Origin of the sequence: Clostridium sp. (assembly GCF_036643715.1) — a bacterium.
Lineage (GTDB): Bacteria > Bacillota > Clostridia > Clostridiales > Clostridiaceae > Clostridium.
This window is the reverse complement of sequence record NZ_JAVXRL010000053.1, coordinates 1-19,365: the sequence shown is the minus strand read 5'-3', so window position 1 is coordinate 19,365 and position 19,365 is coordinate 1. Positions and strand designations below refer to the sequence as shown.

Sequence of the window (19,365 nt, the reverse complement as noted above, 5' to 3'; positions counted from 1 at the left end):
TTAATTAAATTGGAAAAGAAAGATTTAGACAAAAGAAAATATAATACAGATATTAATAATTGAAAATGAGAAATTTATTTATACAATATTATAAGTTAATACAGTATTAACTTATTAAATGAGGTCGAATTTTGTATAAAAAAAATATAATTTGGCATAAAAAAATTGTTTATTAATACAAAAAATTACAAAAATATATGTTGAAAAATAGTAAAATAGATACTGTAAGCTTACTAAATAGAAAATAAAGGGTAGATAGGAATTTTTATGTAAATAAAAAATAGTATTATTCGGAATTATTGGAGTTATGAGTATGCCTATGGTTTCAACATTTGCAGCAACTTTAAGTTCAGTATATTTAGATTCAACGACTATTATTAGTGGAAGTCTGAATGTTGTAAATAACAAAACTCAAGGTAAAGCAGAAACAACAGTGCATCAATCAGTAAAAGGAGATAAGCCAGGTGTCGGATTACAATGTCTTAGTTATGGAGGAAACTATTACAGTTTAGGAGGTTCTTATGGGAGTGCTAGCACTACTAATAAACAGAGCATTACACATACTAGAGGACATTCTGAGGCAAAACAATATGAATCATTCCATACAACATCAAAGGTTGGTAAGAAAAAAGTATTAAAAGTAACAAAGTAATTTAAATGAAGAAGAGGAGTATATTTTTATTAATATACTCCTTAAGAATAGGAGTATATATGAAGAGCATAAAAGAATTAATGGCAAATCCAATAACAACAACTTTTTTAATGCTTTCTCTTATAATATCAATATTTTCTATAGATATAGTATCACAAATGTTAAATTCAGCCTTTAGAAGTTATGATGGTGAGCGTACATTTTATAATGAGAATATATCAATAATATTAAAGGATAAGCCTTTAAGTTTAAGTGAAATTAAAGATATAGAGGTTCCATTTATAACAGAGCCATTAAATCACATGGAAGCTATAGGAAATGGATTTAAAAAAGTAGTAATTTATGGAGTGAATAATTATGGTGGACTTGAAAAATATATAAAAACTCAAAATGAAAAGTATTTTAATTATGAAGATTATAGAGGCAATGAGAATGTAGCTATAGTAGGCGAATTAAACAAACAATTAGTTTATAAGAAAGATGGAATAGAGTATATAGATATAAAAGGTGAAAGCTTCAGGGTTGTTGATTATATATCAGATAAAATATCTGATTGGAGACATGGAATTATAATACCAGTTAATAGATTATCTAAAGAAATTTATGGAGAAGATGGAACTAATATAATTAATATTTATAATACTGATTACAATGAAAATGCACAAAATATTTTAAAAGAAAAATATAAAGGCTTTAGTAATATAGATAAAAATATTAGTAAAGCAAAAACATGGGAGCTAGTTATTTCATATAATAATGGATTTATAAAGACAGCTATTTTAGGCGTATTGGTAGGCTTGATAAATTGCATTATATCATCAATATTTTGGACACAAGGATTAAAAAAGAATATTGCCATAAAGAAAGTATTAGGTGCAAGGCGAATGGATCTTGTAGGAGATATATTTATAAAATTAATAATATTAAATGCAGTAGCATTTTTAATAAATATAGTTCTTATAAACTTAACAACAAATATTATTGGAGCAGTAACTCGATCAGTAATTGAATATAGCTTTATGTCATCATTAATTTCATTAAATATAAGCTTATGGATTTCTTTATTTATAGCGATATATTTGCTAAAGGATATAAGAAAAATTAGTATGGGTGACAATTTAAGGTAGAGAGGATATTATGAGAAATGGAAAAATATTAAAGGTTTTTTTAAGAAAAAATATGTTTATAAGTATATTACTAACAATCGAATTATCAATAGCAACATTATTAATTTATAATATCCAAAAAGAATTTAAAGTGTTTGGGTATATGAATAAGTTAGATTCATATTCATGGAATGAAGAGGGGAGTTACAAAATATCTTTAGCGCCAGACAGTTTTCTTTTTGAAAATGAAAATTTAAATAAATTTTATAAGGAATTAAAGACGAACAATGTAGTGGAGAATATTGGATTAATATATCCAAATCAAGTTACTATAGATGGATTAAAGGTAAGTTATTTAGATAAGATACATACACCCTATTCTGTAAATGGAACAATTACTCAAGATTTTGGGGAGGAGATAAAAGAATTAATCCCTATAAGAATTATGGATTATGGATACTATAAAGAATTAGATGTTGATATTAAAGAAGGTAGGGAATTAACTGATAAAGATTCAAATAAGATAATATTAGGGAAAGAGTTTGGAGATTATGTTAGTGTAAATGACAACCTTAAACTAGCAATAGGCTCAAGTGGGGAAGATAAAAGTTATGAGGTATTAGGAATTTCTAAAGAAAATGTACCATTATATTTTGATAGACTTTATGATAATGTAGCTCCTTTTTTAGATGATTCAATGATTGTTATATTAAATGAAAATGATTTTTATAAAGATAATATACTTGGAGAGCTAGCAAGCTTAGGTGGTATTAATATAAAGTTTGTAGATGGTAATTATGATAATTATCAAAGTGACATAATAAAATTAGCTAAAAAACATGATTTAGATATTAGTATAAATAGTAACTTAGAGGAATATGGGAAAGCAAAAGATAGAATATTAGGAGACATAAAATATTCATTGATGAGAACTAGTTTATTGTTAATATTAGTGCTTATTGGTGGTGCTGGAAGCATAATATATTCTTTATATCAACTAAAAAAAGAATTAGGAATAATAATATCTTTAGGAGCTAAAAAGAAGGATATTATGTTAGTAGTTTTATTGAAGATGTTACTTATAACAGTTATATCATTTATAATCGGAACTTATTTAAATAAATTCATTAATTTAGCAGGCGGAGGATGGTTTATCATTCAATCAGAAATTGTAAACAGTATAATTACTGGATTTATTCTTTTAATAATAATATTTTTAATACTTGTAATTCCAATTAGAAGTATTATTAAAATTAAGGCTGTTAATTTAATTGGAGGAGAAAAATAATGAAAATATTATTAGAAGATGTTAGTAAAGTTTATGGAAAAAGGGAAAATGAATTTAAAGCATTAAAAAATATTGATTTAAAAATAGAAGAGGGAGAACTTATTGCGATTATGGGCGCTTCAGGTTCAGGTAAGACAACCCTATTAAATATTATAGGGTGTATAGATGAATTAAATGACGGTAAGTATTTATTAGATAATCAAGATTGTAGTAATAAAAGTTTTGATGAACTTGCAAAAATAAGAAATGAAAAAATAGCATTTATATTTCAAAATTTTGCATTAATTAAAGAGCTTACAGTTAAAGAAAATATAATGTTACCATTAGAGTACAGAAAAAAGAAAAAGGATTTTAATATAGATTTTAATGAATACATTGAAATGCTAGGGTTAAAAGAAATCTTGAATAAAAAGGTAAGCAAATTATCAGGTGGCCAGCAGCAAAGAGTTGCTATTATGAGGAGTTTAGTTCAAGGTGCTGAAGTTATATTGGCAGATGAACCAACAGGAGCTTTAGATGAAGATAACGGTAAAAAGATAATGAATATATTATTGAAATTAAATAAAAAAGAAAATAAGACAATTTTAATAGTAACGCATAATCCAAGTGTAGCTAAATGTTGCAACAGAGTTATTCATATAAAGGATGGTATGATATACAAAGAAGATTTACAATAAACAACCTTAATTGTAAATAAAGAAACTGCCACATGTATAGGACTTTCAGCAGTTAGACTTTTAAAAAAAGATAGGGATGCAGTAATGATAGTTTTGCCATCAGATCACTATATAGAAAATGAAAAAGCATATATAGAGACATTAGCCCAAGCTGTAGAATTAGCAAATAGGAGAAGATGTATAGTAACCTTAGGGATATATCCAACAAGACCAGAGACTGGTTATGGATATATTGAAATGGGCGATAGAATTAGTGGAAATAGACCTGCTTATAGGGTGGCAAGATTTACTGAGAAACCGAATGTTGAAGTCGCTAAGGATTTCATTTATAAAGGAACTTATTTATGGAATTCAGGTATGTTTGTCTTTAGAGCAGATGTAATACTAAGAGAAATTGAAAAATATCTTCCATTAATGCACAAACCGCTTATGGAGATATATAAGCATATAGACGAAGTTGATGAAGAGAAAGTTATAGAAGAACAATACAAGCTAATTGATGGTATATCTATAGATTTTGGTGTTATGCAAAAGACACGGAAAGCTTATGTTATAAAATGTGATTTTTCTTGGGATGATATAGGTAGCTTTAATGCACTAAGTAGATTTTTAGATAAATATAGAAGTAATTCTATTTCAAAAAATGTTTTTCTAGAAGAGTGCGAGAATTGCTCTGTATTTGGGGGGAAGAACCTTATAATAGGACTAGGTGTAAAGGACTTAGTTGTAGTTGATGCAGGTGACGTACTTCTCGTTATGGATAGGAATAAAGATCAAGAAATAAAGCATTTGTTAAATGAATTAGAGCGAGAAGAAGATTATAGAAAATATTTATAAACATTAAAAATAACAAGCTAACTTTAAGTTTAGCTTGTTATTTTAATGTTTACGAGGCAACAAGTGTAAACAATCTGTAAACGATTAATGAAACTGGTTTAATTATTGATATAATCTATATAGTTTAGCGAAGAAATAAAAGGAGTGTACAGAATGAAAATACTTGTTGTAGATGATGAGATTAGTATTTTAAAATTATTAAAAATAACATTAGAGGTTGGTGGGTATGAAACAGTATTAGCAAAAGATGCAGTATCTGCTTTAGATATAATTATAAAAGATCCACCAGATATAATAGTGTTAGATGCAATGCTTCCAGATATAGATGGATTTAATCTTATACATAAAATTAAAAAAATAAAAGATATACCTATAATTATGTTAACTGCTAAATGTAGCATGAATGACAAAGTTTTAGGACTACAATTAGGAGCAGATGATTATATAACTAAACCGTTTAATAGTACAGAACTCTTATTAAGAATAAATGTAATAGACAAGCGTATTTGTAAAATGAATAATACTTCTGAGGATGAAGTAATTACAATAGGTAAATTAACATTGTATTTAAAGGAAAAAAAGGTATCAATAGAAGGTGAATTTATAGAGTTAACTTATAAAGAGTTTCAAGTGTTAAGTTACTTATGTGAAAATCACAGTAAGGTTTTTGCAAGAGATGAGTTATTAACTAAAGTTTGGGGATATGACTTTGAAGGAACAACAAGAGCTGTTGATATGCTAATACAAAGATTAAGAAAAAAACTTGGCCCAGTACAAGGATATATAAAAACTATATATGGATTGGGATACAAAGTAGATGAATATTAGAAAATTTAATTTGAATATAAAAGTGAAGATAATAATAACTAGTATTATTATTCTATGTCCTATAATTATTTTTATATGTGCAATAACATTTAAAATATTAACTACAAATTTATTAAATAGTTCTATAAATTCATTAGTAGTTGAGAGTAAATCAGCTCAAGTATATGTTCAAAATATAATTAATGATAATAAAGATTCGAGTATAGATTCTATAATTGATGATTATGCTGCATACATATGTAATGAACTTAAAGAAAGATTTAGCGTGAGAGTTCAATTTTTTGATAGTTCTCAAAAATTAATATATGACACTACAGATAATAATGATATTTCTAGATACTATAAAGATATAGAAGAAGCAACTAATGGGAGGAAAGCATATATAACAAAAAATATAGATGGTATGCCGTATATCTTTATTTCATCTCCTATATTTTATAAAAATAATGTTTGTGGAGTAATAAGATTTATTTTTAAAGATATAGCAACATATCAAATAGTTAGAAGAGCATTTTATATAGTATTAGGTGTTGCGCTTTTTTTTATGGTTATAGGGATAATTTTATTTTATATTTTTGCAAAAAAAATAACTAATCCATTGATAAAGCTAACTGATTATTCTCAAAGAATTTCAAAAGGGAAATATGATGAAGAAGTAGAAATAAAGAGTGGAGATGAGATAGAAGTACTTGCAAATACTTTTAATCAAATGAGTAAAAATATTAATAAATATATTAAAGAAATAAGAAAATCTTATCAAAACCAAAAGGAGTTTTTTGATAATATATCACATGAATTTAGAACTCCATTAACTTCGATAATTGGATTTGCATACATAATCCCAAAGCTTAGAGATCAGGAACAAATAGACGAAAGTTCTTACCATATAAAAAAAGAGGGGGAAAGATTATTAGGATTAGTAAATGAAATATTAGAAATAGCACGGAATGAAAAAGATTTTTTTCAAATCAACAATGAATTTGTTAATGTGAAAAAAATATTAGAAGAATGTATTTCAATATTAAATCCTAGATTCAATAAATATCACATAATTGTTGAAAACAATTGTATTATACATTTTATATATGGTGACTATAACAAGACTAAGCAAGTATTTTTAAATGTTTTAGATAATGCGATAAAGTACAGTGGCTGCGAAATATTAACTATAAATTCCATTGAGTATGATGATAGATTTGAAGTAGTGATTAAAGATGATGGAATCGGGTTTAATTCTAGTAATCCAGTAAGCGAAACAAGTACAGGGTTTGGATTAAATATATGTAATAAGATAATGGTTAATCAAAATGGAACTTTCAAAGTAGAAAGTAATTTATATGAGGGGACAAGCTGTATAATAAGTTTTTATAAATATGCATTTAAGGAAAAAAGTATGAAAGGACATGAAGATGAAAATTAAGTATTTAATTGGGGCGATAATGATATTTATAATGGGAGTATTTATATTAACACTAAACAGTTTTAATATAGGGTATGACAAATTAACAATAGTAGAAAGTAAAGAGGATGCAATAGAATCATTAAATACTGCAATACCAAAAGAAATAGTAATATATACTGATTTTTATACGCAGACTGTTATTACTAGTAAGCTTGAAATAGATGATATTTTAGAATGTATTAATACAATAAAAAAGACTTCATCAGAAGTGGATGGAATTATTGAGAGTGATAAGTCTTCATATACAGTTAAAGGAAAAATACTTTATAACAATAAAATTGATAATTTCACTTTAAGCAATAAGCTTAATTTCAATAGTCATGTATATAATACCAGTTCATATTTAATAAATAGCCTTCATAGGAAGCTATTTAATTATTTTAATACACATGAACATTTAATCGATATTTTAAGGAATGATAACTCAGATGTAGTATATTTAAATAAAGATAATGATGTATATTTAAATAAAAAACAACAAAACGAATTAGCAAATAAATTATCCAAATTGAAAATTATGAATGATGAAATGAAATTATATAAAACAAAAATAGATGATAAAAAGATGTACACTCTTAAAATAAGGATAAATAAAAAATTCAAGAATAAAACTAATAATTTGATATTTTTAGATGTGTATAAGGAATATTCTGTTATTCAATTTTTGGCTGATGATAATGGTAAAAAAATTTATATGGAAGGTAGTATAAATGAAATTTAAAAATAAAAATATAATTATTATATTAATAATAATATCAATTGTAATTTTAGTAAGTTTTTATTTGAAAAATAGTAAAAAAAAATCTGTTGAAGATTTTAGTGGAGAACATTTAGTTGTGTACTCTTGCTTACGTGGTGAAGAAACAAAAGCTATATTAGAACTTTTTAAACAGAAATACAATTGTTCATATGAATATATACAGCTTCCAACTCAAGAGGCAATTGCTAGAATAAAGGATGAAAAGGATTCTCCTAAAGCGGATGTGTTTTTAAGTGGAACTGGAGACGGATTAAAAGATCTTGCTAAAAGCAATGCAATAAAAAAATATATATCTGAAAATGATGAGAATGTACCAGATGCATTTAAAGGTAAAGATGGAAAATGGATAGCATTTGAAGCACATCCATTATCTATTGTCATAAATAAGAAGGTTTTAGAGAACCAGCTTGGAAATGAGAAAACTCCAATTCCTACAAATTTTAAAGATTTAACTAATCCAAAATATAAAGGCAAAATAGCTATGCCAAATCCTTTGACATCAGGAACTGGATACAGCTTCATAAGTTATTTAGACAGACTACTTGGTGATGATGAATATAGAAAAGTTATATCAAAGATTAAAGATAACACAGGAATACTTTCAACTAGAGGATATAATGTAGTACAAAATGTTGCATCAGGAGAATATCCCATAGGAATATCATATTTAAATAATATTAAGTTTATGGAAAAAACTATTTCAGACTTTATTGTAATAACACCGAAAGATACGGGGGTTGATATACATGGGGTTGGAATAATAAATAAAGCAACTAATACTAAAGTTGCTGATGAATTTGTTGATTTTATTATTTCGAATAATTTTCAAGAAAAACTTAAAGAATTTTCAACATCAATACCTATTATAAAATATAATGACTACGAAGATAAATATTTAATTCAAAATTTAGATAATAAAGAATCAGTAATTAAAATATGGGAAAACTCATAAAACATAAAATTATTAAAAACTCATGAATGTTACATTTGTAATATATTTGTGAGTTTTTTCTGTTACGTTAATCGTTTAACATAACCTTACAGAAACAATTAATTAAATTAAAAGGAGGTTCTGTTAAATGATTGGTTTTTTAAAACCTGCTCCGGCAGCAAACCGTTTATCAGAAAATAAAATTAAAGGTGCTTTTAAAGGTTACCGTATTCGTGTATTTATAATGATAATGGTAGGATATATGTGTTTTTATCTAGTAAGAAAAAACTTTTCTATGTCAACGCCATTATTAATACAACATTTAGATTTTACAAAGGCAGATATTGGACTTATAAATAGTGCATTTGCAATTTCCTATGGATTAAGTAAATTTATACTTGGTACATTGGCAGATAGATCAAATGTAAAAAAATTCTTAAGTATTGGATTAATAGCATCAGCTGTAGTCAATATAGGGTTAGGATTTGCAACAGAAATTTGGATGTTTATAATTTTAATGATATTAAATGGAATATTCCAAGCAGCGGGTGCTCCAGCTTGTCATATTGTTATAGGTAAATGGTTCAGAAAAAATGAACGTGGACTTGTAATGAGTACTTGGAACACTTCACATAATATAGGTGGTGGACTTGTTGGTCCATTGGCAACGATGTCATTATTTGTATTTGGTGCTAATTGCTATCAAAGTATATTCTTTATACCAGCTATAATTGCTGTAGTTATTGCTATATTTATATATTTTATAGGTGCTGATACACCAGAATCAGTAGGATTACCTTCAGTTCAAGATTACTATGGAGAAGATATATTAGATGAAGAAAAAGGTGTAGATGTAAGTGCACTTACAGTTAAAGATATAATGATTAAATATGTATTAACAAACAAATATGTTTGGATACTAGCCATTACTAATATATTTATTTATGTTGTAAGACAAGGCATGGTTGATTGGATTCCAATATATTTAACACAAGAAAAAAACTTTTCATTAGCAGATGCAAGTTGGGCAATGTTCTTATATGAATATGCAGCTATACCAGCTACTATTTTAATTGGGTGGTTATCTGATAAAGTATTCAAAGGAAATAGAGCTCCACTTGGAATTATATGTATGGTAGGTGTTTTAGTAGCAGTAGTACTATATTGGAAGACTGATAGTTACCTTATAACAATGCTTTCAGTTGCCTTTGTAGGATGCTTTATATATGGACCGGCGATGCTTATAAATATGAGCTTAATTGATTTGGTTCCTAAATTTGCAGTTGGATCAGCTGATGGGTTTGCAGGATTAACAGCATATCTTATTGGACAGTTTAGTGCAAATTACATAATTGGGGTTATTGCAGATAAATTTGGTTGGAATGGAGCATTCTCATTCATATTAGTTGGAGCAGTTTGCGCATTATTAGGACTAATTATTTTACAAATAACAGTAAAAAACAATAATAAGAAACTTGCTAAAAAATAAAAATTGAAAAACCGTTAAAAGCTATTAATATAAAACTTAACATCAATTATATACTGATGTTAAGTTTTTTTATAACTATTTTTTGTATATGAGGTGAATATAATGAAAAAAACAAAAATGATTTTTACTATTGGTCCTGCAAGTAGTACAAGAGAAGTGATTAAAGAATTTATAATAAATGGAATGAATGTAGCTAGACTAAACTTTTCTCATGGAACACATAAAAGTCATGATGAATTAATAAATAGAATTATTAGCGTAAGGAATGAACTTAATGAGTCAACTGCAATACTTGCAGATGTTAAGGGACCGAAAATACGAACTGATAATTTCAAAAATGACTTAGCTAAATTGATAAAAGGAAATCAGTTTTCATTTTTATGTAATGGTGAAATTTTAGGAGATAGTAGTAAATGTTCTATCTCATATAGAGGATTATATAAGGAAGTAAAGTCAGGGGATAGGATACTCGTTGATGACGGGTTACTAGAGTTTAAAGTTAATGAGGTTAATAATAAAGAAATAATATGTACAATTCTAACTAGTGGAGAAATATCAAACCATAAAGGAGTAAACGTTCCAAATGTAAAAATAGGACTTCCTGCAATAACTAAAAAGGATAAGGAAGACCTTAAGTTTATATGTGAAAAAGATATAGATTTTATTGCAGCATCATTTATAAGAAAAGCTTCAGATGTAAAAGAATATAAAGAGTTTTTAAGGATAAATGGTAGAGAGGACATTAAAATAATTTCTAAAATTGAAAGTAGCGAAGCTATAGAAAATATTGAAAGTATAATAGAAGAATCAGATGGAATAATGATTGCAAGAGGTGACTTAGGTGTTGAAATTCCAGCTGAAAAAGTACCATTAATTCAAAAAGATATAATAAAAAGATGTAATATGGCAAATAAGATTGTAATAACAGCAACTCAACTTTTAGATTCAATGATAAGGAATCCAAGACCAACAAGAGCTGAAGCAACAGATGTTGCAAATGCGATATTAGATGGAAGTGATGCAATTATGCTATCTGGAGAAAGTGCATCTGGAATGTATCCTGTTGAGGCTGTGAAAATTATGTATAAAATAGCTAAAAGTACAGAAGAACATATAGATTATGAAAAAATAATAGAGCAATTTAAAGACAAAAAATTAACAGAGTATAAGGAATTAATCAGCTACTCTGCTGTAGAGAGTGCTAATAAATCTCCTATTAAGGCTATCATAGTAGAAATGTTTGATAATGATGATAAAGTTAAGACTATTTCTAAATACAGACCAAGAGTACCTATAATAGCAATAACTAATAATAGAAAAATTGCAAGATCAGTTGCTTTGGAATTTGGAGTAGTACCAATTATATGTAGTGAAACATATAATGATGAAGAATTTTATTTAGAGTGTAGAAATATTATTTTAGAAAACAATATAGCAAATAGAAATGAATCTATAATTGCTGTTATTGAAGAGAAAGATCAATTTGGGAAAACATATAGTTTTAAGGTTGAGATGGTTTAAAATGATAGTAACAGTTAATATGGATAAAAATAATAATTAGTATAATGAGAAATTTTTGTTAGGCGTTAACAATATTAACTTAAAAAGGATAAAAACTTCATTTAAAATTAAGTAATAAAATAACAAAAGAGTGGTAAAATAAAACTATGGGTTTAATTGAGTTTTTTGATGATGTGGTTATTTGAAATAATTTAGAAATTGTCCCAAATAACATCTATATATTTAAGACAAATAGTATAGTAACATTAACTTAAATCTTAAAAATTATAAGGATGTGTTGTTTAGATGTTAATGAACAATCATAAAATGATTGCAGATTATATATTAGATAATATGAGAGACGATAGATTACATTTAATAAATAGAAAAAGATTTATTTGGGGAAACATAAAGCCAGATTGTGCTTCAAGATATAAATTTAAAAAGCATTACTATAATGAAAGTATTGATATGGTTGTAGAGATGATTGAAAAATTATCATCATTATCAATAAGTGAAATTAATAATGAAAGTAGCATTGGGAAATTTAGTGGAGTTCTAGGGGTTGTGTGTCACTTCCTAACAGACTATTACTGTTTACCGCATTACCAAAGATGGGAATTTAAAAATGCTATGAGACCACATGTTGTTTATGAAAGAGAACTTTCAAAAGTCTCAAAAAATTACAAAGTAAATGTAATTAAAAACAACAGTTTAAAGCCAAGTAATATAAGAGAATTTATAGATGGAACATTAGAAATATATGCAATTGATCAAAGTTTTGAAAATGATCTAAACTTTGCTTATTATGTATGTAGCTCAATATTTGATATGATAATCGAGTCAGTAGTTCAAAATGAAATAAATATAAATAATAGAATAGCTATGTAAAATTATATAAATATAATTTAGTTTTCACTATATTAGTTATGTTTATTATAAAAATACAAATACGTGAATAGTCTAGAGTATGAGGTAAATTAAATATTGCCACATACTCTTTTTTTTATTGGGTAAATTATAAATGAAAGTTCAAAAAAATTAACTTAAATTTTATTGACTATATTATAACTTATGCATATAATGAACATATGAGCAATCATTCATATGAAAGAAGGGATTTGAAATGGATAAATCTTCAATAGACAAATGTGTTGAAAAGTGTACAACTAATGCTATCCATCAAGATAGAATAGATTATGCAAAGAGTAAGTTACCAAAAGAAGAAACTCTATATGACTTAGCAGAGTTATTTAAAGTATTTGGAGATACAACGAGAATAAAAATAATATGTGCACTTTATGAAAGTGAAATGTGCGTTTGTGATATAGCTAATCTTTTAAATATGACTCAATCAGCAGTATCGCATCAACTTAGAACTTTAAAGGCAGCAAGGTTAGTTAAATTTAGACGAGCTGGTAAGGTTGTTTATTACTCATTAGATGATGAACACATTATGAGAATATTCAATGAAGGATTAAATCACGTTAATGAATAAAAGGAGGGACTTAATATGGAAAGTAAGAAACTGAAGCTTACTTTAAACGGATTAGATTGTGCAAACTGTGCAGGTAAAATAGAAAAGGCAGTTAGCGAGTTTGATGAAGTTAAGGAAGCATCACTAAACTTCTCATTTAAATTATTAATAGTAAAATATAATGGTAATGTAGATGAAAAGTATATTATAGATAAAATAACTAAAGTAGTTAAAGACTTAGAACCTGAGGTTGATGTTGAGAAATATTCATTAAGCTCAAGAAAAAATATAGAAGCAAATAATAAAAGTGTATGTACTGATGGATCATGTGATGGGCATAGTCACGAACATAGTCATGAAAGTACAAAAGAAAGTGGACAAGATGGGAATAATAAATTTATAAGATTTTTAAAGGAAAACTTTAGATTAGTAGTTGGTATTATATTATTTATAGTTGGTATGATACTAAATGAAAATGCAGTAATATTAGTAATTTCATATTTATTTGTTGGTAGTGAGGTACTTTTAAGTGCTGTAAGAAATATTTGCAAAGGAAAAGTTTTTGATGAGAACTTTTTAATGAGTATAGCAACACTTGGAGCTATAGCCATAGGTCAATATCCTGAAGGGGTAGCGGTTATGGTATTTTATGAAATCGGAGAAATGTTCCAAAGCTATGCAGTAAATAGATCAAGAAAGTCTATATCAGAACTTATGGATATTAAAGCAGAATATGCAAATTTAATAAAAGATGGAAAGACAGAAAAAGTAGCACCAGAAGAAGTAAAAGTTAATGATATTATAATGATAAAGCCTGGCGAAAGAGTACCTTTAGATGGTGTTATAGTATCAGGAGATACATTAGTAGACTCCTCAGCACTTACAGGTGAATCAATGCCAAGTAAGAAGAAAACTGGTGATGAAATATTAGCTGGGTGTATAAATAATACTAATGTTATAGAAGTTAAAGTAACAAGCGAATTTGAAAATTCAACTGTTGCTAGAATATTAGAACTAGTACAAAATGCAAGCAGTAAGAAGGCATCAACAGAAAAGTTTATTACTAAATTTGCAAGATACTATACACCAATAGTTGTTGTGTGTGCATTAGCGTTAGCTATAATTCCTTCAATTGTTATAGAAGGTGCTAATCCAAGTGAATGGATATATAGAGCATTAATATTTTTAGTTGTTTCTTGTCCTTGTGCATTAGTAATATCAGTACCGCTAGGATTATTTGCAGGTATTGGTGGAGCTTCTAAAAAAGGAATATTAATTAAAGGTGGAAATTATTTAGAATCTTTAAAAGATATTGATACAGTAGTATTTGATAAAACTGGAACATTAACTAAAGGAGCTTTTAAAGTAACTCAAATTAACAATGTAGGAATTTCAAAAGGTGAACTTTTAAAATATGCAGCTATTTGTGAGAGATATTCAAATCACCCAATAGCAAAATCAATATTAGAAGAATACGAAACTTCTAATAATACAAGCATTGATGAAATTAAAATTGATAATCATAAAGAAGTTTCAGGTAAAGGTGTAATAACACAAATTAAAGATAAAAGAATTTTTGTTGGTAATAGCAAACTTATGAAGAGTAACGGAATTGTTGTACCAGATGAAGAGTATATAGGAACTGTTGTTTATGTTGCTGTAAATGATGAGTACAAAGGTTCAATAATTATATCAGACCAAATTAAAGATGATTCAAAAGAAGCTATAAGAGAACTTAAAGCATTAGGAGTAAATAAAATAGTAATGCTTACTGGTGATAGTAAAAAAGTAGCAGATGCTGTTTCAAAAGAAATTGGAATAGACAATGTTTATTCAGAACTTTTACCAGGAGATAAAGTTTCAAAAGTAGAAGAGTTGTTAAAGGAAGAAAGAAAAGGTAAGCTTGCCTTTGTTGGAGATGGTATCAATGATGCCCCAGTACTAGCTAGAGCAGACGTTGGTGTTGCTATGGGTGGAATAGGTTCAGATGCTGCTATTGAAGCTGCAGACGTTGTTTTAATGAAGGATGAGCCATCAGCATTAGTAAGTGCTATAAAGACAGGGAGAAAGACAAATAAAATACTATGGCAAAATATAATTTTTGCATTAGGAATAAAAGTTATAGTTTTAATACTAGCAACAATTGGTGACGCTAACATGTGGGAAGCTGTATTTGCAGATGTTGGAGTAACATTAATTGCAGTTATTAATTCAATGAGAGCATTAAGATAATATTATATAAGATAAAAGTCTAGAAAATTTCTAGACTTTTACTCTTTTCTACATAAATTAAGTTTTAAGAATATTAAAGGACATAAGAATGTTACCCAGAATATTAGAATAAAGTATTTTAAAAATATTAAGATTCCATAAGTTAATACTTTAGATAAACCTAAATAAAGTACTAAGACACCGATGATTCCTATAAGTAATTTTATAATATGATCCTTTGTAGTTCCTTTAGGATTAAAGTTTAAAAATTTTCGTTCTAATAATAAAGAAATAATTAGGGCAGATAAGGCACCTAAAGCTTTAATTAAATCTTCACTAGGTAAAATAAACCCAAGTACTATAAAGAATACTGTAGTATAAACTATAAGATAAGAAGAGTTATCATAATATTTATCAAATAACTTATTAGATATAAATACGGAGATAATTCCAATAATAGTACCAAAAATAACATCAAGTGGCCAGTGAACTCCAAAATATAATCTAGATAGAGGAACTAATATAAGCATTAGCATTCCAATTATCCATACAAATTTATTTCGATATTCATTCATAAGGAAAGCGAAAGCTGTTCCGTTACCTTGAGAATGCCCAGAGGGGAAAGAACTTCCTGTAGCAGTACTTACCTCTCCACTTATAATACCTTCAGTTCCTATAGGTCTTTTTACGTTAAAGAAACCTTTCAATATATTATTAAGTGAGAATGAAAATAGCATTGCATATAAAAACTTAAATCCAAGTTTTTTATTAACACACCAAAATAAAATAAGAGAAATAACAACACCGATTGTTTGACCGCCTAAATTTGTTATTATAGAGAAAAATATATCTAGAGACGGGCTAGAAAATTGTTGTATAAATTGTATTACTTCCATTAAACTACTCCTAAGTAAAAATTTATTAAATAAAATAAATTATAACCTTGAAAGCTAGATTGCACAAGGCTTTTAGCATACAAGTAATTCCATTGACAAAGAGTTTAAAGGTAAGTATAATTACAACGTTAAATCTTCCAGGCAATGAAGATGGGTAGCATGCAGGATTTTCCTGCTATAAAGTCAAGATTAGGCTTTATATCTTGAATAAAGTTTATATATAAGGTAGATAATCTTATATATAAACTTTATTTTTTTAATTTAAAAAATAGATAATTATGTTGATTTTATGGTAAGATAAAAAAGATAGAGAAAAAAATAATTAATACATTTGGTTTTTAAAACAAGTAATTGTTAAAAATATATATGAACATTGTTAAAAAAAAGATTAGTTAAGGAGAGTACAGTATGGAAAAAAAGAAGAAAATTTCTATGGCTGTCATAAAGAGACTGCCTAAATATCATAGATATTTAAATGAGCTATTAAACAATGACGTTGATAGAATATCTTCAAAAGAATTAGGTGAAAAAATAGGTTTCACTGCATCTCAAATACGTCAAGATTTAAACTGCTTTGGTGATTTTGGACAACAAGGATACGGCTATAATGTTAGAGAGCTTACAAATCAAATAAGTAGTATACTTGGATTAGATAGAGAATACAATGCAGTAATAATTGGTGCAGGTAACATAGGGCAGGCAATTGCCAATTACACTAGGTTCGGGAAGACAAGATTCGATTTAAAAGGAATATTTGATGCAAATCCTAAACTTTTAGGAATGAGGATTAGAGATGTAGAAATACAAGATATTGATACATTAGATGATTATTTAAAAGATAATAATATTGATATTGGTGTTATATGTGTTCCAAGAATTAATGCACAAAAAGTTTGCGACTCATTAGTAAACGGTGGAGTTAATGGAATATGGAATTTTGCGCCTGTAGATCTTGCAGTTCCAGAAGGCGTTATGGTAGAAAATGTACATTTAAGTGAAAGTTTATTAACTTTAATATACTTACTACATGATAAATACAACAACGAAAAATAGGAAATATAAGGTTAAAATAAAAAAATATAATCATAATTGAGAATTATATTGCAAAAAATTTAACAAAGTATTATAATTGTAATTGAAGTTGAAAGACTTCAATTATTTTTTGCAATTATTTGTTATAATATTAACAATGATGAAAAAATTAATAATTTTATTAATTTTAAGCAAAGAAATATGTAAAAAAATGAATATACGACCAAATAATTAAAATATAAAAATTCAAACACGTAATTGTGAAAGGGAGGGCTTTATTAATGGAATTAAAAAATGTGCTTCTTGAAAAAGAAGGAAATTTAGCTATTGTAACAATCAATAGACCTAAAGCATTAAACGCTTTAAACTCAGAAACATTAAAGGATCTTAACACTGTAGTTGAGGATTTAGAAAATGATAATAACATAACTTGTGTTATCTTAACTGGTGCTGGAGAAAAGTCTTTTGTTGCAGGAGCAGATATTTCAGAAATGAAGGACTTAAACGAAGAGCAAGGAAAAGAATTTGGAATTTTAGGTAACAAGGTATTCAGAAGATTAGAAAAGTTAGATAAGCCAGTTATAGCTGCAATATCAGGATTTGCACTAGGTGGTGGATGCGAACTTTCAATGGCATGTGACATAAGAATTGCTTCAGAAAAGGCTAAATTCGGTCAACCAGAAGCAGGACTTGGAATTACTCCAGGATTTGGTGGAACTCAAAGACTATCAAGATTAGTTGGAGCTGGAAAAGCTAAAGAACTTATTTATACATGTGACATAATTAGAGCTGATGAAGCTTTAAGAATAGGTTTAGTAAATAAAGTGGTTCCTTTAGAAAACTTAATGGAAGAAACAAGAGCAATGGCTACTAAAATTATGGCTAACGCACCAATCGCAGTTAAGTTATGTAAAGATGCAATTGATAGAGGACTACAAGTAGATATAGATGGAGCTATTATGGTAGAAGCAGAAGACTTCGGTAAATGTTTCAGTACAGAAGACCAAGTTGAAGGAATGAACGCTTTTATCGAAAGAAGAGCTAAGAACTTCCAAAATAAATAATTTTAAAAATAATTATAGATAACTAATAAATTTAGGGTATATCGATTAGGAGGGTAATTTAAATGAATTTCCAATTAACTAGAGAACAAGAATTAGTAAAACAAATGGTTAGAGAATTCGCTATAAACGAAGTACAACCAATTGCAGCTGAAATCGACGTAACAGAAAGATTCCCAATGGAAAACGTAGAAAAAATGGCTAAGCTTGGTATGATGGGAATACCTTTTAGTACTGAATTAGGTGGAGCTGGCGGAGATGTACTTTCATATATCTTAGCAGTTGAAGAATTATCAAAGGTATGTGGTACAACAGGAGTTATCCTTTCAGCCCACACTTCATTATGTGCTTCATTAATAAATGAATTTGGTAAGCCAGCACAAAAAGAAAAATACTTAGTTCCACTTGCAAAGGGAGAAAAAATCGGAGCATTCGGTTTAACTGAACCAGGAGCAGGTACTGATGCAGCTGGACAACAAACAACAGCAGTATTAGATGGAGATAACTATATCTTAAACGGATCAAAAATCTTCATAACAAATGGTGGAGTTGCTGAAACTTTCATAATATTTGCTATGACAGATAAATCAAAGGGAACAAAAGGAATTTCATGTTTCATAGTTGAAAAAGACTTCCCAGGATTCTCAATAGGTAAAGTAGAAGAAAAGATGGGAATTAGAGCATCTTCAACTACAGAACTTATTATGGAAAATTGTATAGTACCAAAAGAAAACCTAATCGGCCAAGAAGGAAGAGGATTCGGAATTGCAATGAAAACTCTAGATGGTGGTAGAATTGGTATCGCAGCTCAAGCATTAGGAATTGCAGAAGGTGCTTTAGATGAAGCTGTTACTTACTTAAAAGAAAGAAAACAATTCGGAAGATCATTATCAGCATTCCAAGGATTACAATGGATGGTAGCTGAAATGGATACAAAGATAGAAGCTGCAAGACACTTAGTATATAAGGCAGCATGCAATAAGCAAGCAGGTCTTCCTTACTCAGTTGATGCTGCAAGAGCTAAACTTTTAGCTGCAGACGTAGCAATGGAAGTAACAACTAAGGCAGTACAACTATTTGGTGGATATGGATACACTAAGGAATACCCAGTAGAAAGAATGATGAGAGATGCTAAGATAACTGAAATCTATGAAGGAA

General features: G+C 27.7%; 17 protein-coding genes and 1 pseudogene. 17 read left to right on the top strand and 1 reads right to left on the bottom strand.

From position 1 onward, the window contains the following. Window positions 1-313: 313 nt before the first annotated feature. From RSF37_RS12645 to RSF37_RS12585, 14 genes and pseudogenes are all read left to right on the top strand, one after another. Complete coding sequence (locus RSF37_RS12645) at window positions 314-652, top strand: hypothetical protein (RefSeq protein WP_332564765.1); 339 nt, start codon at window positions 314-316, stop codon at window positions 650-652. A 59-nt stretch (window positions 653-711) separates the two neighbouring features. Beyond that, on the top strand, window positions 712-1,779 hold the full coding sequence (locus tag RSF37_RS12640) for an ABC transporter permease (RefSeq protein WP_332564764.1): 1,068 nt from the start codon (window positions 712-714) through the stop codon (window positions 1,777-1,779). Window positions 1,780-1,789: 10 nt separating this feature from the next. Then, entirely contained in the window at window positions 1,790-3,046 is a 1,257-nt protein-coding gene (locus RSF37_RS12635; protein ID WP_332564763.1) for an FtsX-like permease family protein, read from the top strand. Then, complete coding sequence (locus RSF37_RS14810; protein ID WP_442878729.1) at window positions 3,046-3,723, top strand: ABC transporter ATP-binding protein; 678 nt, start codon at window positions 3,046-3,048, stop codon at window positions 3,721-3,723. Before RSF37_RS12635 ends, RSF37_RS14810 begins: the two co-directional genes overlap by 1 nt. A gap of 15 nt (window positions 3,724-3,738) precedes the next feature. Then, window positions 3,739-4,560, top strand: a pseudogene (locus tag RSF37_RS14805) (mannose-1-phosphate guanylyltransferase); the annotation flags it as partial. A gap of 153 nt (window positions 4,561-4,713) precedes the next feature. Then, a complete protein-coding gene (locus RSF37_RS12625; protein ID WP_332564762.1) occupies window positions 4,714-5,388 on the top strand; it encodes a response regulator transcription factor in 675 nt (224 codons plus the stop codon). Next, window positions 5,378-6,808, top strand: coding sequence for a HAMP domain-containing sensor histidine kinase (locus RSF37_RS12620; protein ID WP_332564761.1), 1,431 nt, complete (start codon window positions 5,378-5,380; stop codon window positions 6,806-6,808). Before RSF37_RS12625 ends, RSF37_RS12620 begins: the two co-directional genes overlap by 11 nt. Next, complete coding sequence (locus RSF37_RS12615) at window positions 6,798-7,571, top strand: DUF3919 family protein (RefSeq protein ID WP_332564760.1); 774 nt, start codon at window positions 6,798-6,800, stop codon at window positions 7,569-7,571. Before RSF37_RS12620 ends, RSF37_RS12615 begins: the two co-directional genes overlap by 11 nt. Then, entirely contained in the window at window positions 7,561-8,562 is a 1,002-nt protein-coding gene (locus RSF37_RS12610; protein ID WP_332564759.1) for an extracellular solute-binding protein, read from the top strand. Before RSF37_RS12615 ends, RSF37_RS12610 begins: the two co-directional genes overlap by 11 nt. Before the next feature lie 127 nt (window positions 8,563-8,689). After that, window positions 8,690-10,030 carry an MFS transporter gene (locus RSF37_RS12605; RefSeq protein WP_332564758.1) on the top strand — a complete coding sequence of 447 codons (1,341 nt, stop codon included), beginning with the start codon at window positions 8,690-8,692 and terminating at the stop codon, window positions 10,028-10,030. A gap of 102 nt (window positions 10,031-10,132) precedes the next feature. Then, a complete protein-coding gene (gene pyk / locus RSF37_RS12600) occupies window positions 10,133-11,551 on the top strand; it encodes a pyruvate kinase (protein ID WP_332564757.1) in 1,419 nt (472 codons plus the stop codon). 285 nt (window positions 11,552-11,836) lie between these two features. Further along, complete coding sequence (locus RSF37_RS12595; protein ID WP_332564756.1) at window positions 11,837-12,421, top strand: zinc dependent phospholipase C family protein; 585 nt, start codon at window positions 11,837-11,839, stop codon at window positions 12,419-12,421. Window positions 12,422-12,656: 235 nt separating this feature from the next. Then, window positions 12,657-13,028 (top strand): ArsR/SmtB family transcription factor, encoded by a 372-nt coding sequence (locus RSF37_RS12590; RefSeq protein ID WP_332564755.1) that lies wholly within the window; start codon window positions 12,657-12,659, stop codon window positions 13,026-13,028. Between the two features lie 15 nt (window positions 13,029-13,043). Further along, window positions 13,044-15,239 carry a heavy metal translocating P-type ATPase gene (locus RSF37_RS12585; protein ID WP_332564754.1) on the top strand — a complete coding sequence of 732 codons (2,196 nt, stop codon included), beginning with the start codon at window positions 13,044-13,046 and terminating at the stop codon, window positions 15,237-15,239. A gap of 38 nt (window positions 15,240-15,277) precedes the next feature. Here RSF37_RS12585 and RSF37_RS12580 read toward each other — a convergent pair whose 3' ends face one another. After that, window positions 15,278-16,114 carry a phosphatase PAP2 family protein gene (locus RSF37_RS12580; RefSeq protein ID WP_332564753.1) on the bottom strand — a complete coding sequence of 279 codons (837 nt, stop codon included), beginning with the start codon at window positions 16,112-16,114 and terminating at the stop codon, window positions 15,278-15,280. 408 nt (window positions 16,115-16,522) lie between these two features. On the opposite strand from RSF37_RS12580, the gene RSF37_RS12575 reads away from it, so the two are divergent. The 3 genes from RSF37_RS12575 to RSF37_RS12565 all read left to right on the top strand — a co-directional run. After that, a complete protein-coding gene (locus tag RSF37_RS12575) occupies window positions 16,523-17,167 on the top strand; it encodes a redox-sensing transcriptional repressor Rex (RefSeq protein ID WP_332564752.1) in 645 nt (214 codons plus the stop codon). A 260-nt stretch (window positions 17,168-17,427) separates the two neighbouring features. After that, a complete protein-coding gene (locus RSF37_RS12570) occupies window positions 17,428-18,210 on the top strand; it encodes a short-chain-enoyl-CoA hydratase (RefSeq protein ID WP_332564751.1) in 783 nt (260 codons plus the stop codon). A 62-nt stretch (window positions 18,211-18,272) separates the two neighbouring features. Next, window positions 18,273-19,365 (top strand): acyl-CoA dehydrogenase (locus RSF37_RS12565; RefSeq protein ID WP_332564750.1); only part of this gene is annotated, 1,093 nt, incomplete at its 3' end.

Coding starts and splice junctions, on each gene's coding strand:
- RSF37_RS12645 (WP_332564765.1), top strand. CDS start 314: ATGCCTATGGTTTCAACATTTGCAGCAACTTTAAGTTCAGTATATTTA.
- RSF37_RS12640 (WP_332564764.1), top strand. CDS start 712: ATGAAGAGCATAAAAGAATTAATGGCAAATCCAATAACAACAACTTTT.
- RSF37_RS12635 (WP_332564763.1), top strand. CDS start 1,790: ATGAGAAATGGAAAAATATTAAAGGTTTTTTTAAGAAAAAATATGTTT.
- RSF37_RS14810 (WP_442878729.1), top strand. CDS start 3,046: ATGAAAATATTATTAGAAGATGTTAGTAAAGTTTATGGAAAAAGGGAA.
- RSF37_RS12625 (WP_332564762.1), top strand. CDS start 4,714: ATGAAAATACTTGTTGTAGATGATGAGATTAGTATTTTAAAATTATTA.
- RSF37_RS12620 (WP_332564761.1), top strand. CDS start 5,378: ATGAATATTAGAAAATTTAATTTGAATATAAAAGTGAAGATAATAATA.
- RSF37_RS12615 (WP_332564760.1), top strand. CDS start 6,798: ATGAAAATTAAGTATTTAATTGGGGCGATAATGATATTTATAATGGGA.
- RSF37_RS12610 (WP_332564759.1), top strand. CDS start 7,561: ATGAAATTTAAAAATAAAAATATAATTATTATATTAATAATAATATCA.
- RSF37_RS12605 (WP_332564758.1), top strand. CDS start 8,690: ATGATTGGTTTTTTAAAACCTGCTCCGGCAGCAAACCGTTTATCAGAA.
- pyk (WP_332564757.1), top strand. CDS start 10,133: ATGAAAAAAACAAAAATGATTTTTACTATTGGTCCTGCAAGTAGTACA.
- RSF37_RS12595 (WP_332564756.1), top strand. CDS start 11,837: ATGTTAATGAACAATCATAAAATGATTGCAGATTATATATTAGATAAT.
- RSF37_RS12590 (WP_332564755.1), top strand. CDS start 12,657: ATGGATAAATCTTCAATAGACAAATGTGTTGAAAAGTGTACAACTAAT.
- RSF37_RS12585 (WP_332564754.1), top strand. CDS start 13,044: ATGGAAAGTAAGAAACTGAAGCTTACTTTAAACGGATTAGATTGTGCA.
- RSF37_RS12580 (WP_332564753.1), bottom strand. CDS start 16,114: ATGGAAGTAATACAATTTATACAACAATTTTCTAGCCCGTCTCTAGAT.
- RSF37_RS12575 (WP_332564752.1), top strand. CDS start 16,523: ATGGAAAAAAAGAAGAAAATTTCTATGGCTGTCATAAAGAGACTGCCT.
- RSF37_RS12570 (WP_332564751.1), top strand. CDS start 17,428: ATGGAATTAAAAAATGTGCTTCTTGAAAAAGAAGGAAATTTAGCTATT.